Annotated in this window: 16 protein-coding genes; 7 read left to right on the top strand and 9 right to left on the bottom strand. The window is 70.0% G+C overall.

From position 1 onward, the window contains the following. A partial coding sequence (locus tag ACZ4XX_RS28355) for a hypothetical protein (protein ID WP_468510705.1) occupies window positions 1-200 on the top strand: 200 nt, incomplete at its 5' end. Window positions 201-348: 148 nt separating this feature from the next. Here ACZ4XX_RS28355 and ACZ4XX_RS28350 read toward each other — a convergent pair. Beyond that, complete coding sequence (locus tag ACZ4XX_RS28350; RefSeq protein WP_468510704.1) at window positions 349-1,011, bottom strand: DNA-3-methyladenine glycosylase; 663 nt, start codon at window positions 1,009-1,011, stop codon at window positions 349-351. A gap of 88 nt (window positions 1,012-1,099) precedes the next feature. Here ACZ4XX_RS28350 and ACZ4XX_RS28345 point away from each other — a divergent pair, with 88 nt between their 5' ends. The 3 genes from ACZ4XX_RS28345 (at window position 1,100) to ACZ4XX_RS28335 (ending at window position 3,146) form a co-directional block, all read left to right on the top strand. Continuing rightward, the gene (locus tag ACZ4XX_RS28345; protein WP_468510703.1) at window positions 1,100-1,882 is read left to right on the top strand and encodes a sporulation protein; all 783 of its coding nucleotides are present in this window, start codon (window positions 1,100-1,102) and stop codon (window positions 1,880-1,882) included. 53 nt (window positions 1,883-1,935) lie between these two features. After that, window positions 1,936-2,472, top strand: a complete 537-nt coding sequence (locus tag ACZ4XX_RS28340) for a YbhB/YbcL family Raf kinase inhibitor-like protein (protein ID WP_468510702.1) — start codon at window positions 1,936-1,938, stop codon at window positions 2,470-2,472. A 167-nt stretch (window positions 2,473-2,639) separates the two neighbouring features. Beyond that, complete coding sequence (locus tag ACZ4XX_RS28335) at window positions 2,640-3,146, top strand: HNH endonuclease (RefSeq protein ID WP_468510701.1); 507 nt, start codon at window positions 2,640-2,642, stop codon at window positions 3,144-3,146. A gap of 74 nt (window positions 3,147-3,220) precedes the next feature. Here the strand turns inward: ACZ4XX_RS28335 and ACZ4XX_RS28330 are convergent, their stop codons facing one another. From ACZ4XX_RS28330 to ACZ4XX_RS28315, 4 genes are all read right to left on the bottom strand, one after another. Beyond that, window positions 3,221-3,994 (bottom strand): sulfite exporter TauE/SafE family protein, encoded by a 774-nt coding sequence (locus ACZ4XX_RS28330; RefSeq protein ID WP_468510700.1) that lies wholly within the window; start codon window positions 3,992-3,994, stop codon window positions 3,221-3,223. A gap of 92 nt (window positions 3,995-4,086) precedes the next feature. Further along, window positions 4,087-5,025, bottom strand: a complete 939-nt coding sequence (locus ACZ4XX_RS28325; protein WP_468510699.1) for an SPFH domain-containing protein — start codon at window positions 5,023-5,025, stop codon at window positions 4,087-4,089. A 93-nt stretch (window positions 5,026-5,118) separates the two neighbouring features. Continuing rightward, a complete protein-coding gene (locus tag ACZ4XX_RS28320) occupies window positions 5,119-5,547 on the bottom strand; it encodes an NfeD family protein (protein WP_468510698.1) in 429 nt (142 codons plus the stop codon). Between the two features lie 75 nt (window positions 5,548-5,622). Continuing rightward, window positions 5,623-6,420: an ABC transporter ATP-binding protein gene (locus ACZ4XX_RS28315; RefSeq protein WP_468510697.1), complete on the bottom strand. Its 798-nt coding sequence runs from the start codon at window positions 6,418-6,420 to the stop codon at window positions 5,623-5,625. 157 nt (window positions 6,421-6,577) lie between these two features. Between ACZ4XX_RS28315 and ACZ4XX_RS28310 the strand changes: the two genes are divergently transcribed. Next, window positions 6,578-7,369, top strand: coding sequence for a hypothetical protein (locus ACZ4XX_RS28310; RefSeq protein WP_468510696.1), 792 nt, complete (start codon window positions 6,578-6,580; stop codon window positions 7,367-7,369). 106 nt (window positions 7,370-7,475) lie between these two features. Here the strand turns inward: ACZ4XX_RS28310 and ACZ4XX_RS28305 are convergent, their stop codons facing one another. From ACZ4XX_RS28305 to ACZ4XX_RS28295, 3 genes are all read right to left on the bottom strand, one after another. Further along, the gene (locus tag ACZ4XX_RS28305; protein ID WP_468510695.1) at window positions 7,476-7,718 is read right to left on the bottom strand and encodes a chaplin; all 243 of its coding nucleotides are present in this window, start codon (window positions 7,716-7,718) and stop codon (window positions 7,476-7,478) included. 154 nt (window positions 7,719-7,872) lie between these two features. Further along, window positions 7,873-8,517, bottom strand: a complete 645-nt coding sequence (locus ACZ4XX_RS28300; RefSeq protein ID WP_468510694.1) for a response regulator — start codon at window positions 8,515-8,517, stop codon at window positions 7,873-7,875. Beyond that, on the bottom strand, window positions 8,510-9,655 hold the full coding sequence (locus ACZ4XX_RS28295) for a GAF domain-containing sensor histidine kinase (RefSeq protein ID WP_468510693.1): 1,146 nt from the start codon (window positions 9,653-9,655) through the stop codon (window positions 8,510-8,512). Before ACZ4XX_RS28295 ends, ACZ4XX_RS28300 begins: the two co-directional genes overlap by 8 nt. A gap of 429 nt (window positions 9,656-10,084) precedes the next feature. On the opposite strand from ACZ4XX_RS28295, the gene ACZ4XX_RS28290 reads away from it, so the two are divergent. Then, complete coding sequence (locus ACZ4XX_RS28290) at window positions 10,085-10,867, top strand: transglycosylase SLT domain-containing protein (RefSeq protein WP_468510692.1); 783 nt, start codon at window positions 10,085-10,087, stop codon at window positions 10,865-10,867. 86 nt (window positions 10,868-10,953) lie between these two features. Here the strand turns inward: ACZ4XX_RS28290 and ACZ4XX_RS28285 are convergent, their stop codons facing one another. Beyond that, window positions 10,954-13,518, bottom strand: coding sequence for an ABC transporter ATP-binding protein/permease (locus ACZ4XX_RS28285; RefSeq protein WP_468510691.1), 2,565 nt, complete (start codon window positions 13,516-13,518; stop codon window positions 10,954-10,956). A 220-nt stretch (window positions 13,519-13,738) separates the two neighbouring features. On the opposite strand from ACZ4XX_RS28285, the gene serB reads away from it, so the two are divergent. Continuing rightward, the gene (gene serB, locus ACZ4XX_RS28280) at window positions 13,739-14,956 is read left to right on the top strand and encodes a phosphoserine phosphatase SerB (protein WP_468510690.1); all 1,218 of its coding nucleotides are present in this window, start codon (window positions 13,739-13,741) and stop codon (window positions 14,954-14,956) included. Window positions 14,957-15,073 lie beyond the last annotated feature (117 nt).

Raw genomic sequence — 15,073 nt, 5'->3', positions numbered from 1 at the left:
ATCTGGCGTTGATTTTTGGCACGCTGTTGAGTTCTCAAGGAACGGACGCTTCCTTTGTACTCACCCTCTCGGGCTTTCCTCCGGGCTTCCCTTCGTGTTTCCAACCTTACCAGATCCTTTTCCGTTCCGTTTCCGGTTCGGAGTTTGTATCCGGTGGCCTGTTGGCTGCCTTTCGCCTTTCGGCGTGTTCACTACGTTAGCTGATTTCTTCGGCGACTCATAATCGAGCAATCGAGTTCGAATTCCGGCATGCCGAAATAAGCCCCTGCTGGGGAGTCATCTTGAGTAGTGGGTGGCCGCTGCGGGGTGCTTGAACAAGCAGGCCCGTAACCAGCTGCTCGGGCTACGTTAGGCGGTCGGGCGGTCCGAGTCAAGTGGGCGTTTCCGGGGCGTGTGGGGTCGATACGGACTCACCGTCGGGTCGCCGTCGATCCAGAAGCGCCAGGGGTGCGGGGCGCCGTCGCCGCCGACTCCCGTGCGGGGGCCGTTGCGGATGCGGTCGGAGGGCGGCGGGGTGCCGGTGAAGAGGGAGAGAGGGGCGTCCGGGCCGGCGCAGGTGTCGGTGCCGTTCAGGGAGAGGCCGACGTCGAGCGCGGTGGCCAGCCGGGCAGGGCCCTTGGCCAGCTCGTGGTCGGACCGGGCCGAGCGGCGCCGGGGGCGGGCCTCGTCGGTGCCCTTGAGGATCTCCCCCGCTCGCAGCAGCACCCCGCTCGCGTGGCCCTCGGGGCCGCAGACCAGGTTGAGGCAGTGCCACATGCCGTAGGTGAAGTAGACGTACGCGTGTCCGGGCGGGCCGAACATGACGGCGTTGCGTGCCGTACGGCCCCGGAAGGCGTGCGAGCCGGGGTCGATCGCGCCGGCGTACGCCTCCACCTCCGTCAGACGCAGTTCCATCAGTCCTTCGGGGGAACGGCGGACGAGTGTGCGGCCGAGGAGATCGGGCGCGACCTCGAGGACCGGGCGGTCGAAGAAGGTCCGTGGGAGCGGCGTACGGTCGGGGCTCTCGCTCATGGCGCACGAGCGTAGTGGGGGTCCGGTGGGGAACCGACTACGGTCGTCGCGCGTATGTAGGGGTCAGGACTGAGAAGGAGTGAAGGTCATGGGATTCAAGAAGCTGCTCGCGAGCCTGGGCGCCGGTGGGGCCACCGTGGAGACGGTGCTCACCGAGGAGAACGTGGTTCCGGGCGGTGTCGTCCAGGGTGAGGTCCGGATCCAGGGCGGCAGTGTCGACCAGCAGATCGAGGGGCTCTCCGTCGGCCTGCAGGCACGGGTCGAGGTCGAGGGCGGTGACCAGGAGCAGAAGCAGGACATCGAGTTCGTCAAGGTCCGTCTGGGCGGTGCCTTCGAGGTGAAGGCCGGCGCGGTGCACGTGGTGCCCTTCGGTCTGGAGATCCCGTGGGAGACCCCGGTGACCTCGGTCTCCGGTCAGCAGCTGCGCGGGATGAACATCGGGGTGACCACCGAGCTGGAGATCGCCCGCGCGGTGGACTCCGGTGACCTGGACCCGGTCAACGTGCACCCGCTGCCGGCGCAGCAGGCGATCCTGGACGCGTTCCTGCAGCTGGGCTTCCGCTTCAAGAGCGCGGACATGGAGCGCGGCCACATCCGGGGGACGCGGCAGAAGCTGCCCTTCTACCAGGAGATCGAGTTCTTCGCTCCGCAGCAGTACCGGGGTCTGAACCAGGTCGAGGTCAGCTTCATCGCGGACGACCGTGAGATGGACGTCGTCCTGGAGATGGACAAGAAGCCGGGTCTGTTCGGTGAGGGCAGCGACTCGTTCCGTGCGTTCAAGGTGGGTCTGGACGACTTCCACGCCACCGATTGGGCGGCTTACCTGAACCAGTGGCTCGCCGAGGTCGGCGGCCGCCGCAACTGGCTCTAGGCTCGGGCCCGTAAAGGCTGCTGAGGCAGTACGGGCGATCCGGAGGTTTCGACGTGTCCGACGGCAAGAGGGCGCCGCTCCCGCACGACTTCCATCCGCCGGTGGCGGCGTTCACCGTGGTGAGCGACGACATCGCGCCGGGCGGGGTCCTGAAGGACGCGCAGGTGTACGCCGCGGGGAACACCTCGCCGCAGCTGCGCTGGGAGGGGTTCCCGGCGGAGACGAAGAGCTTCGCCGTCACCTGCTTCGACCCGGACGCCCCGACGGGCAGCGGGTTCTGGCACTGGGTGCTGTTCGACATCCCGGCGTCCGTGACCGAGCTGCCCGCCGGTGCCGGGTCGGGGTCGTTCGAGGGGCTGCCGGCCGGGGCCGTACACGTCCGGAACGACTACGGCTCGAAGGACTTCGGCGGTGCCGCTCCCCCGGCCGGGGAGGAGCACCGGTATGTGTTCACGGTGTACGCGGTGGACGGCGAGAAGCTCGGTCCGGACGGTGACGTGTCGCCGGCGGTGGTCGGGTTCAACCTGCGGTTCCACACGCTGGGGCGTGCCCAGTTGATCGGTGAGTACGCGGCTCCCGCGGCAGGCTGATCGTTCGTTTGTTGTTTGCCCGCTTCTGGTCTTGGAGAGATCAGAAGCGGGCATCTTTTGTTGCGCGGGAAATATTGCGTTGTCCGACCCCGGCCGGCCCGGCCATCGTTGATCCAGGCCCCACCGCCCCGCTCCGGGGCCGGGCCTGCACACGGGAGGTGGGCACAATGCGGGACACGCTGGTACTCAACGCGAGCTTCGAGCCGCTGTCGACGGTCTCTCTCAACCGTGCGGTGGTGCTTGTCCTGACGGACAAGGCCGTCGTCGAGCACGCCCATCCCGATCTGCGGGTGCGAGGTGCGGCCGTCGATCTTCCGGTGCCGCGGGTGATCAGGCTCTGCCGCTACGTCCGGGTGCCCTTCCGAAGACAGGCACCGTGGTCGAGGAGGGGGGTCCTGGTACGGGACCAGCACCGGTGCGCGTACTGCGGGCGGCGGGCGACGACCGTCGACCACGTGGTCCCGCGCGCCCAGGGCGGTGGGGACAGCTGGCTGAACACGGTCGCTTCGTGCGCCGAGGACAACCACCGCAAGGCGGCCAGGACGCCGGAGCAGGCGGGGATGCCGCTGCTGTTCCAGCCGTTCGAGCCGACGCCCGCGGACGCGATGCTGCTGGCGATGCGGGCGAGCGAGCGGTCGGAGCTGCCGGACTGGCTGGCGAAGTCTGCCGCGTAACCCCGTCTCGTGCGGAAGGGCCCGCCTCCCCCGGTGTGGGGAGGCGGGCCCTTCCGTCGTTCCCGGCAAGGGTTCTAACGGAGTGTCAGTTGAAGGATGGCGATGACGCCGACAGCGATGATCACTCCGCGCAGGACCGTGGGCGGCAGTCTGCGGCCGACCTTGGCGCCGATCTGGCCGCCGATGGTGGAGCCGACGGCGATGAGCAGGACGGCCGTCCAGTCGAACTCGGCGACGAAGAGGAAGAAGACGGCGGCGACGCCGTTGACGAGGGCGCCGAGGATGTTCTTGACGGCGTTGATCCGCTGCAGGGTGTCGTGGAGCAGCAGGCCCATCAGGGAGAGGTAGAGCACGCCCTGGGCGGCGCCGAAGTATCCGCCGTACATGCTGGCGAAAAGGAGGCCGACGAGGAGGGCGGGGCCGCCGTCGGGGTGGGCCTCGGTCCCCGTCTGTTCGCGGCGGCGCTTGACGGCGGCGGCGATACGGGGCTGGAGGAGGACCAGGACGAGCGCGAGGCCGATGAGGACCGGGACGATCGCGTCGAAGGCGTCGGACGGCAGCGCGAGAAGCAGGATCGCGCCGATGAGACCACCGATGAGGGCGGCCGTGCCGAGGCGGATGATGCGGTGCTTCTGGCCCTTGAGTTCGGCCCGGTAGCCGATGGCTCCGCTGATGGATCCGGGGACGAGGCCGAGGGCGTTGGAGACGTTCGCGGTGATCGGAGGCAGTCCGGTGGCGAGAAGGACCGGGAACGTGATGAGCGTTCCCGATCCGACGATGGTGTTGATGGTGCCGGCGCCGATGCCGGCGGCGAAGACTGCCAGTGCTTCCCAGATGGACAACGCCATCTCCTTACATGGTCAGTGAGTCGCCTCCCCGCCCTGACGTCGTCGGGGTCGAGGGGCTCGCACCGATCATGCACGAAGATTACGTGTACGTGTCAGTCAACCGACGGCTCGTCTCGCCTTTCGGTCCCTGCGGCCTTGGTGTTGAAGCCGGGGACGCTGCCGTCCTTGTTGCCGAAGGCGCCCGAGAGGCCCTTGAGGGCGTCGCCGATCTCGCTGGGCACGATCCAGAGCTTGTTGGCGTCGCCCTCGGCGATCTTCGGGAGCATCTGGAGGTACTGGTACGAGAGCAGCTTCTGGTCCGGGTCGCCGGCGTGGATGGCCTCGAAGACCGTGCGGACGGCCTGGGCCTCGCCCTCGGCGCGCAGCGCGGCGGCCTTGGACTCGCCCTCGGCGCGCAGGATCGCGGACTGCTTCTCGCCCTCCGCGGTGAGGATGGCGGACTGGCGGGTGCCCTCGGCGGTGAGGATCGCGGCGCGCTTGTCGCGCTCGGCGCGCATCTGCTTCTCCATCGAGTCCTGGATGGAGGTCGGCGGCTCGATCGCCTTGAGCTCGACGCGGTTGACGCGGATGCCCCACTTGCCGGTGGCCTCGTCGAGGACGCCGCGGAGGGCGGCGTTGATCTCCTCGCGGGAGGTCAGGGTCCGTTCCAGGTCCATGCCGCCGATGATGTTGCGCAGGGTGGTGACGGTGAGCTGCTCGATCGCCTGGATGTAGCTGGCGACCTCGTAGGTCGCGGCCCTCGCGTCGGTCACCTGGTAGTAGATGACCGTGTCGATGTTGACGACGAGGTTGTCCTGGGTGATCACCGGCTGCGGCGGGAACGGGACGACCTGTTCACGCAGGTCGATCCGGTTGCGGATCGAGTCGATGAACGGGACGACGATGTTCAGCCCGGCGTTGAGCGTGCGGGTGTAGCGGCCGAAGCGCTCCACGATCGCCGCGCTCGCCTGCGGAATGACCTGGATCGTCTTGATCAGGGCGATGAAGACGAGCACCACCAGAATGATCAGGACGATGATGACTGCTGACATCGTGTTCCCCGTGCCCTTCGCTGCCGGTTGACTGCCGGGTTGCTTTCGATGATCGAGTTTCCCAGATGGCGGAGCGTCATGGGCGAGGTTCGGTCACATGACCACAGCGGTCGCCCCGTCGATGTCCACCACGTCGACCTGATCGCCCGGTTCGAAGCTCTGTCCGATGTCCAGCGTGCGCGCGGACCAGATCTCCCCCGCGAGCTTGATGCGCCCCCCGTTGCTGTCGACCCGTTCCAGGACGACGGCCTGACGCCCCTTCAGGGCGTCGATTCCGGTGGCGTGTTGGGGCCTGTCGTCGCGATGGCGGGCGGCGATCGGGCGTACCACCGCGACGAGCGCCACCGAGACGACGACGAAGACGAGCACTTGGGCGACGACGCCGAAGCCGAGTGCGGCGGTCACCGCCCCCGCCACCGCTCCGACGGAGAACATGCCGAATTCGGGCATCGCGGTCAGGACCAGCGGAATGCCGAGCCCCACCGCGCCGATCAGCCACCAGACCCATGCGTCGATGTCCACATGGTCATGGTAGGGGCGGTGGGGGTCTCCGGGACAGGGCGCGGGCGGCTGTGCGGGACGCCGGCGCTTCGTCCGCTACTTCAGGGGCAGGCCGTGGGCGGTCCAGCGGTCGCCGACGCGCTCGACGACGAGCGGCAGGCCGAAGCAGTGCGAGAGGTTGCGGGAGGTCAGTTCCATCTCCACCGGGCCGGCGGCGAGCACCTTGCCCTGACGGATCATCAGGACGTGGGTGAAGCCCGGCGCGATCTCCTCGACGTGGTGGGTGACCATGATCATGGAGGGGGCGTACGGGTCGCGGGCGAGGCGGCCGAGACGGCGGACGAGGTCCTCGCGGCCGCCGAGGTCGAGGCCTGCGGCGGGCTCGTCGAGGAGGAGTAGCTCGGGGTCGGTCATCATCGCGCGGGCGATCAGGGTGCGCTTGCGCTCGCCCTCGGAGAGGGTGCCGAACTTCCGGTCCAGGTAGTCGTTCATGCCGAGGCGGTCGAGGAAGGCCTTGGCGCGCTGCTCGTCGACCGGGTCGTAGTCCTCGTGCCAGGTCGCGGTCATGCCGTACGCGGCGGTGAGGACGGTCTGCAGGACGGTCTGGCGCTTGGGGAGCTTCTCCGCCATGGCGATGCCGGCCATCCCGATGCGGGGACGGAGCTCGAACACGTCGGTGCCGACGCCGCCGAGCTGCTCGCCCAGGATGTGGGCGGTGCCCTTGGTGGGGAAGAGGTAGCTGGAGGCGATGTTCAGAAGGGTGGTCTTGCCGGCGCCGTTGGGTCCGAGGATCACCCAGCGCTCGCCCTCCTTGACCGACCAGGAGACCTCGTCCACCAGAGCCCGTCCGTCGCGGACCACGGATACGTCCACCAGCTCCAGTACATCGCTCATGAGCGCGTTGTCTCCCCTTGCGGTCGAGTCGTGTCGTCGCCATGCACCGGTGGGCGCGGCGTCCAGGGGAAAACCTACGTTATCGACGGAGCGGGCCGGTCCCTAGGGCTTCCTTTGCGTCCCCCGGTGCGCCCAGGACTCCCCCTAGTCTTGGGGGATGCTTTCGGAACCACGCTCAGGACGCCTGGCCGCTTGGGGCAATGCCCTGCTGGCCGGGGCGGTGTCGCCGGACGAGGCGGCGCTGGCCATTGTCGGGGAGGACGCGGTGCACCGCGTGGAGGGGCTGCCGGGTGAGGCGCGGCCGGTGGGGCTGACGCTGGCGCTCGGCCGGCTGCGGCGGCTCGGGGTGACCGGGTGGCGGGTGGCGCTGCCGGCGCCGGGGCATCCGCTGGGGCTGAGCGGGCCGCCGGACTTCAACGCGCGCGCGTTGGAGGCGGAGGAGGCGGTGGTGGGCCACGGCGCGCCGTACGGTCTCGTGCCGGAGGTCTCGGAGGCGGGGCCGGTGGGCGACGTCCATGTGGAGGTGGTCTGGCGCTGTCTCGCGGTGCGGGAGGCGCCGCCGGCGGACGTGCCGTCGCTCGGCGAGGCCGAGCGGGAACTGGCGGAGGCCCTGCGGGACGCGACGTCGGTCCTGACCCGGCTGGACGTGGCGGCCTCGGGCCCGGCGGCGGACGCGGCGCGCGAGGCGTACCGGGCACGGGCGGAGGTGGGCCGGGAGGTCCTCGCCCCGGGCTACCCGCCGCGGGCGGTGCGGGTCCTGGAGCTGGCTCAGCGGGTGGGCCTGCTGGTGGACCTGGCGTACGACCACGGGCACGGGGGTGCGGTGAGTGCCTCGGAGATGGCGGCGCGGGGGGAGGCGCTGCGGCCGGTGGAGCGGGTGGCGCGGCGGGCCCAGGTGGCCGCGTACAACGCGTACGTCGAGGAACGGGAACGCGACCAGGGGTTCTGACCCCGGGGTGCCTCGTCTCCTCCGGCCGGTGTGAGGGCCGCGTGCAGAGGAGAGGGGACCGGCCCCCGGGGGGATCGTCCCGGGGGCCGGTTGGTTCGTGCGGCGGTCAGCCGTTGAGGGCGTGGTTGCCGAAGGCCGGGTTGAGCAGGCCGATCACGTTGACCGTGTTGCCGGAGACGTTCACGGGGACGTGGACCGGGACCTGCACCAGGTTGCCGGAGGCGACGCCCGGAGAGTTGAGGGCCTCGCCCGTGGCCTCGGCGCCGTGGGCGGAGGCGACACCCGCACCGGCGGCGACGATGCCACCGGCGACCATGGTGAGGGCAGCGGCCTTCTTGAGGTTCTTCACTTGGTACATCCTCCTGGTCATCGCTGCGGCCGGTCAGCAGCAGCACGCCATGGAGAACGCGGCACCCCCCGCCAGGTTGCGCCGAACGGGGGACATACACACGACGGTATGAAGGACAGAACGGTCGTGCGCCCGGCGCATAAGGGGGGCGTGCTCAGTCGGTGAGGCCGTGGCGGACCGCCCAGAGCGCCGCCTGGGTGCGGTCCGCGAGGTCGAGCTTCATCAGGATGTTCGAGACGTGCGTCTTGACCGTCTTCTCGGAGAGGACGAGCGCGCGGGCGATCTCGCGGTTCGACCGGCCGTCCGCGATCAGGCCGAGGACCTCGCGCTCCCGCTCCGTGAGGGTCGAGCCGCGTCCCGTACCCCCGTGGGAGTCGTCCTGGCTGAGCAGGGCGCCCGCGACCTCGGGCTGGAGCAGGATGTGCCCGGCGTGGACGGAGCGGATCGCGCCGGCCAGCGCGTCGGGGTCGATGTCCTTGTAGACGTATCCGGAGGCGCCGGCGCGGAGCGCGGGGACCACCGTGCGCTGCTCGGTGAAGCTGGTGACGACGAGGACCCTCGCGGGGTTGTCGAGCGCGCGGAGCCGCTTCAGCGCCTCGATACCGTCCGTCCCCGGCATCTTCACGTCCATGAGGACCACGTCCGGGCGGAGCTCCTCGGCCCGCGCGACGCCCTCGGCGCCGTCGGAGGCCTCCCCCACCACCTCTATGTCGTCCTGCACCTCGAGAAAGGTGCGCAGGCCTCTGCGGACGACCTGGTGGTCGTCGACCAGCAGGACACGGATCTGCTTGTCAGCCACCGGGAACCTCCATCTCGATCGTGGTGCCCTCGCCGGGGGCCGAGGTCACGGTGAGCGATCCGCCGACGCCGCCCGCCCGGTCCCGCATGGAGACCAGGCCGAGGTGGCGGCCCGCACTGCGGACCGTACGCGGGTCGAAGCCCTTGCCGTCGTCGGTGACGGTGAGCCGCGCGCCCTGGCCCGCGCGGATGAGCGAGACGGCGACGAGTCCCGCGTCCGAGTGCCGCAGGGCGTTGTGCAGGGCCTCCTGGGCGACCCGGAGCACCGCCTCCTCCTGTGCGGCGGGCAGCGCGCGCGTCCCGGGGCTCTCGAAGGTGACCCGGGCGGTGTGGGCGCGGTCCAGGACCTGGATGTGGGTACGGAGGGTGTGGACCAGGCCGTCCTCGTCGAGGGCGGCGGGGCGGAGCTCGACGACGGCGGCGCGCAGCTCGTCGGCGGCCTCGGCGGCGAGCATGGCGACCTGCTGGAGCTCCCCCTTGGCGCGGGCGGGGTCGCGGTCGACGAGCGCGGCGGCGGCCTGGGCGGTCAGCCGCAGCGAGAAGAGCTTCTGGCTGACGGCGTCGTGCAGCTCGTGGGCGAGGCGGGAGCGCTCCTCCGCGATGGTGAGCTCGCGGCTGCGCTCGTACAGCCGGGCGTTGGTGAGGGCGATGGCCGCGTGCTGGGCCAGGATCGAGAGGAGTTCCTCGTCCTCGGCGGTGAAGCCGCAGCCGCCGTTCTCCTTCGGGCAGCGCTTGTTCGCGAGGAAGAGGGCGCCGAGGATCTCGTCGCCGTCCCTGACGGGGAGGCCGAGGAAGTCGGACATCTCGGGGTGGGCGGCGGGCCAGCCCTCGAAGCGGGGGTCCTCGCGGACGTCGGCGAGCCGCTCGGGCTCGGCCTTGTGGAGCATCGCGGCGAGGATGCCGTGCTGCCGGGGCAGCGGGCCGATCGCCTTCCACTGCTCCTCGCTGACGCCGTCGACCACGAACTGGGCGAAGCCCCCGTGGTCGTCGGGGACGCCCAGGGCCGCGTACTCGGCGTCGAGCAGCTCGCGGGCGGAGGCGACGATCGTCTTGAGGACGTCGCGGACCTCCAGATGGCGGCTCATGGCCAGGAGGGCGGTGCTCACGGCGGCCAGGCCGGAGCTCGGTCGATGGCTCATGTGTTTCACCGTACCGGCGGGCCGTGACGGTCCGTATCCGTCCGGAGACCGCGGAGGAGGGGGACCGGGGACCTAGGTCGTAGTGCCCGGAGGCCGCTGTCCCCCTTGAGGAGGAGGGGACTTACCGTGCGCATTGCTCACGCAACCCCTGGTGAGTTCGTTACGTGCCCGATGTGAGCCCGCGCATAGGACCCAGGTCACTTACGAAGTCCCCTAGTGGACGGTCGGAGGGTGGGTCAGGGTGGGGTGAGCCCGACATAAGGGCGCTTCTGTGGTCCGTGCACGAGCCCCTGATCCACTACCCGGGATCGTACGTCACACCTTTGCCACGGCATTTTGCGGCCGCTAAGAATTGCCCCCGTCGCCGCCGAGTTGGCGAGACACCGCCCCGGTGGAGCGACCCCCAGCGATTCGAAGAGGTAGTCCGTTATGTCTGCGAACACCCCTGGCCACATTCGTGGTCTGAAGAAGACCCACAAGGCCACGATCGCCGGCGTCGCCGCTCTGGGCGCCGCGGCGCTGACCCTGTCCCTCGTCCCCGGCAACGGCTCGACCGAGACCGAGCCCCAGGCTCTCTCCGGTACGCAGCAGGTGGCCTGGTCGTACAACGCGAGCAGCCCGCAGGCGAAGGCCCTGGCCGCCAGCATCACCGAGCAGCAGTCCACCATCGGCCTCAAGGCCCAGCAGGAGGCCACGGCGAAGGCCGCCGCCGATGCCAAGGCCAAGGCGGCCGCCGCCGCCAAGGCGAAGGCCGACGCCCAGGCCAAGGCCGCCGCCAAGGCGAAGGCCGACGCCCAGGCGAAGGCCGCGGCGAAGGCGAAGGCCGACGCGAAGAAGCGCGCCGCCGCCAAGGCCGCCGCGAGCCGTTCCGTCGCCCGTACCCCGGTCTTCGCGAACAACCTCGACGGCTGGATCCGCGAGGCGCTGTTCATCATGGACAAGCACAACATTCCGGGCACCTACAACGGCCTGCACAAGAACATCATGCGTGAGTCCAGCGGCAACCCGCGGGCCATCAACAACTGGGACATCAACGCCATCAACGGCGTCCCGTCGAAGGGCCTGCTGCAGGTCATCTACCCGACCTTCAAGGCCTACCACATCCCGGGCACCAAGTTCGATCAGTACGACCCGGTCGCCAACCTCGTCGCCGCCGCCAACTACGCGGCCGACCGTTACGGCTCGATCGACAACGTCAACAGCGCGTACTGATCGCACTCGGTCCGCTGTCGCACGCCGAAGGGCGGCACCCCCCGCACTGGGGGTGCCGCCCTTCGGCGTACCGGTCGATCAGTCGCTCACTTGCGCATGACCTCGGGCTCGTGGCGGCGCAGCAGCCGCGCCACGGCGACGCAGCAGACGGCGGCCATGAACAGCTGGATGCCGAGGTCGAGGCTCCACTGGCCGACCGTGTGCTCCCAGAGCGGGTCGGTGTCGGTGGGGTTCTTCGGGTCCCACGGCGGCATGAGGCGGCCGAGGTCGAGGGTGGTGCCGGCGCCGGCGATGCCCCAGCGGGAGGGCATCAGCCAGGCGAACTGCTCCAGGCCGGGCGAGCTGTACACCTGGAAGAGGATGCCGGTGAAGACGACCTGGATGATCGCGAACATGACCAGCAGCGGCATGGTCTTCTCGGCGGTCTTCACCAGGGCGGAGATGACCAGGCCGAACATCATCGAGGTGAGGCCGAGGGCGATCACCTGGATGCACAGCTCGGCGGCCGGCGGCATGAACAGGCCCTCGGCGGGCAGCTCGCGGGTCGAGAAGCCGATGCCGCAGATGATGACGCCCTGGAAGGCCGTGATCAGACCGAGCACGATGACCTTGGACATCAGGTACGCCGAGCGGGACAGGCCGGTGGCCCGCTCCCGTTCGTAGATGACCCGTTCCTTGATCAGCTCTCGTACGGAGTTGGCGGCGCCGCTGAAGCACATGCCGACCGCGAGGATCAGCATGATCGTGCCGGCGTCGCCGTTGAAGCGGGACGGGGGCTTCGGCGAGCCGAGGCCGAAGTCGGCCGGGATGACCACCGAGACCGCGCCGAGGACGGCGGGCAGGATGACCATCAGGCCCAGGAAGCCCTTGTCGGAGGCGATCACGGAGACGTAGCGGCGGATCAGCGTCCACAGCTGGGAGCCCCAGCCCTGCGGCTTCGGCGGCCGGGTCATCGAGTGCTGCGGCATCTGGACCGGCTGCGCGGCGACGGCGTCGATGTCCGCGGCGTACAGCTGGTAGTGCTGCGAGCCCTTCCAGCGGCCCGCCCAGTCGTAGTCGCGGTAGTTCTCGAAGGCGGAGAAGACGTCGGCCCAGGTGGAGTAGCCGAAGAAGTTCAGCGCCTCGTCCGGCGGGCCGAAGTACGCCACCGAGCCGCCGGGGGCCATCACGAGCAGCTTGTCGCAGAGGCCCAGCTCGGCCACCGAGTGGGTGACGACGAGGACCGTGCGGCCGTCGTCGGCGAGGCCGCGGAGCAGCTGCATGACATCGCGGTCCATGCCCGGGTCGAGGCCGGAGGTCGGCTCGTCCAGGAAGATCAGCGACGGCTTGGTGAGGAGCTCCAGGGCGACCGACACGCGCTTGCGCTGACCACCGGAGAGGGAGGTGACCTTCTTCTCCTTGTGGATGTCGAGCTTGAGCTCGCGCAGCACCTCGCCGATGCGGGCCTCTCGCTCGGACTCGGCGGTGTCGCCGGGGAAGCGGAGCTTGGCGGCGTAGCGCAGCGCCTTCTGGACGGTCAGCTCCTTGTGCAGGATGTCGTCCTGCGGGACCAGACCGATGCGCTGGCGCAGCTCGGCGAACTGCTTGTAGAGGCTTCGGTTGTCGTAGAGCACGTCGCCCTCGTTGGCCGGGCGGTAGCCGGTCAGCGCCTTGAGCAGCGTGGACTTTCCGGAGCCGGACGGGCCGATGACACCGATCAGCGACTTCTCCGGGACGCCGAAGGAGACGTCCTTGAGGATCTGCTTGCCGCCGTCGACCGTGACCGTGAGGTGGCGGGCCGAGAAGGAGACGGAGCCGGTGTCGACGAACTCCTCGAGCTGGCCGCCGACGAGCCGGAAGGTCGAGTGGCCGACGCCGACGATGTCCTGCGGGCCGAGGAGGGCGGAGCCGCCCTTGGTGATCGGCTGGCCGTTGACGTACGTGCCGTTGTGCGAGCCGAGGTCGCGGATCTCGAAGCGTCCGTCGGGCGTCGCGTGGAACTCGGCGTGGTGCCGAGAGACCTGGAGGTCGGAGACGACCAGTTCGTTCTCGAGGGCACGGCCGATGCGCATGACGTGGCCGAGGGCCAGCTGGTGGAACGTGGTGGGGCTGCGGTCGGCGTAGGCCGCCGACGCCCCGGCGGCACCGGGTCCTCCGTGTCCCTGCTGGTGCGGGACCTGCTGCCGGGCGGCCTGCGGGTGCACGGGCGGCGGGGCCTGCTGCTGCCAGTTCTGCTGCGGGACCTGGTGCTGGCCCTGCTGCTGGCCCTGCTGCTGGCCCTGCTGCGGCGGGGCCTGGTGCGTGATCCACTCGGCCTGGGCGGACTGCTCCGCGGCCTGGTGAGCGGGGACCTGGTGGGCCGGGGCGCCGGCGGCGGCGAGATTCAGCCGGGGGCCGTCGGTGGCGTTGCCGAGGTGGACGGCCGAGCCGGGGCCGATCTCCACCTGGTGGATCCGCTGCCCCTGCAGGAACGTGCCGTTGGTCGAGCCGTGGTCCTCGATGACCCAACTGCGGCCGCCCCAGCTGATGGTGGCGTGGCGCCACGAGACCCTGGCGTCGTCGATGACCAGGTCACCCTGCGGGTCGCGGCCCAGGGTGTACGACCTGGACGGATCGAGCGTCCAGGTCCTTCCGTTCAATTCCAGTACGAGTTCTGGCACTCCATGCCCCACTACTTGTCCCCCGATGTACCCCCGTCGCGGGGAGTCCAGGGATGCGAATCATCCTGGGGAACTATTTCAGGCCCGGTCCCCTCTCCGAAAGTCGGGCCGCGTGAAGACCCGGCACAGGCTCTCCGAGGACGCTCCCGGGATCGAGGTCGCGCCCTCCGGGTGTCCGCTGGGCGGGACGGGGGGTCGGGTGGCGCGCGGTGCCCGATACGGTGGAAGCACCATGAGCGCATCGCAGACCTCAGACGTTCCCACCCTTCTCGTCAAGATCTTCGGGAAGGACCGTCCCGGGATCACCGCGGGACTCTTCGACACCCTCGCCGCCTACTCCGTCGACGTCGTGGACATCGAGCAGGTCGTCTCCCGCGGCCGCCTCGTCCTGTGCGCGCTCGTCACCGAGCCGACCGTCGCCTCGCAGGGCGAGCTCCGCGCGACCGTGCACAGCTGGGCCGAGTCGCTGAAGCTCCAGGCCGAGATCATCTCGGGTACGGGCGACAACCGTCCCCGGGGTGAGGGGCGCTCGCACGTCACCGTGCTGGGCAACCCGCTGACGGCGGAGCAGACAGCGGCCATAGCGGCCAGGATCGCGGAGGCCGGCGGCAACATCGACCGTGTCTTCCGGCTGGCGAAGTACCCCGTCACCGCGGTCGAGTTCGCCGTCTCCGGCTGCGAGACCGAGCCGTTGCGGACCGCCCTCGCCACCCAGGCCCACAGCATCGGGGTCGATGTGGCCGTGGTCTCCGCCGGGCTGCACCGGCGGGCCCAGCGGCTCGTCGTCATGGACGTCGACTCGACGCTGATCCAGGACGAGGTGATCGAGCTCTTCGCGGCGCACGCCGGATGCGAGGACAAGGTCGCCGAGGTGACGGCGGCGGCGATGCGCGGGGAGCTGGACTTCGAGCAGTCGCTGCACGCGCGCGTGGAGCTGCTCGCCGGGCTCGACGCCTCGGTGGTCGACAAGGTCCGTGCCGAGGTGCGGATGACGCCCGGGGCCCGGACCCTGATCCGTACGCTCAAGCGGCTCGGCTACCAGGTGGGAGTCGTCTCGGGCGGGTTCACGCAGGTCACGGACGATCTGAAGGAGCGGCTCGGGCTCGACTTCGCCTCGGCCAACACCCTGGAGATCGTGGACGGCAGGCTGACCGGGCGGGTGACCGGCGAGATCGTGGACCGGGCGGGCAAGGCGCGGCTGCTGCGCCGGTTCGCGGCGGAGGCGGGTGTGCCGCTGGCGCAGACCGTGGCGATCGGCGACGGGGCGAACGACCTGGACATGCTGAACGCGGCCGGTCTCGGCGTGGCGTTCAACGCGAAGCCGGTGGTGCGCGAGGCCGCGCACACCGCGGTGAACGTGCCGTTCCTGGACACCGTGCTGTATCTGCTGGGGATCACGCGCGAAGAGGTCGAGGCCGCGGACGGCGGCGAGGAAGACCTGCTGCACTGAGCCGCGTCGGACCGTACGCGGGAGAGGCCAGGCAGAGAGGGGGGGGCGGGGCCGCCCCCCCCAAGGCAAAGGATGGGGGGAGGGGGGGTTACGGGGGTACGGATGCCACCCAGAGGG

The organism is Streptomyces sp. NPDC029956, assembly GCF_055574655.1.
This window is presented reverse-complemented; position numbering and strand designations above follow the sequence as displayed.

What these genes read in the sequence shown, in the direction of transcription:
- ACZ4XX_RS28345 (WP_468510703.1), top strand. Translation starts at nt 1,100, where the DNA reads ATGGGATTCAAGAAGCTGCTCGCGAGCCTGGGCGCCGGTGGGGCCACC.
- ACZ4XX_RS28335 (WP_468510701.1), top strand. Translation starts at nt 2,640, where the DNA reads ATGCGGGACACGCTGGTACTCAACGCGAGCTTCGAGCCGCTGTCGACG.
- ACZ4XX_RS28290 (WP_468510692.1), top strand. Translation starts at nt 10,085, where the DNA reads ATGTCTGCGAACACCCCTGGCCACATTCGTGGTCTGAAGAAGACCCAC.
- ACZ4XX_RS28325 (WP_468510699.1), bottom strand. Translation starts at nt 5,025, where the DNA reads ATGTCAGCAGTCATCATCGTCCTGATCATTCTGGTGGTGCTCGTCTTC.
- ACZ4XX_RS28330 (WP_468510700.1), bottom strand. Translation starts at nt 3,994, where the DNA reads ATGGCGTTGTCCATCTGGGAAGCACTGGCAGTCTTCGCCGCCGGCATC.
- ACZ4XX_RS28310 (WP_468510696.1), top strand. Translation starts at nt 6,578, where the DNA reads ATGCTTTCGGAACCACGCTCAGGACGCCTGGCCGCTTGGGGCAATGCC.
- ACZ4XX_RS28350 (WP_468510704.1), bottom strand. Translation starts at nt 1,011, where the DNA reads ATGAGCGAGAGCCCCGACCGTACGCCGCTCCCACGGACCTTCTTCGAC.
- serB (WP_468510690.1), top strand. Translation starts at nt 13,739, where the DNA reads ATGAGCGCATCGCAGACCTCAGACGTTCCCACCCTTCTCGTCAAGATC.
- ACZ4XX_RS28315 (WP_468510697.1), bottom strand. Translation starts at nt 6,420, where the DNA reads ATGAGCGATGTACTGGAGCTGGTGGACGTATCCGTGGTCCGCGACGGA.
- ACZ4XX_RS28295 (WP_468510693.1), bottom strand. Translation starts at nt 9,655, where the DNA reads ATGAGCCATCGACCGAGCTCCGGCCTGGCCGCCGTGAGCACCGCCCTC.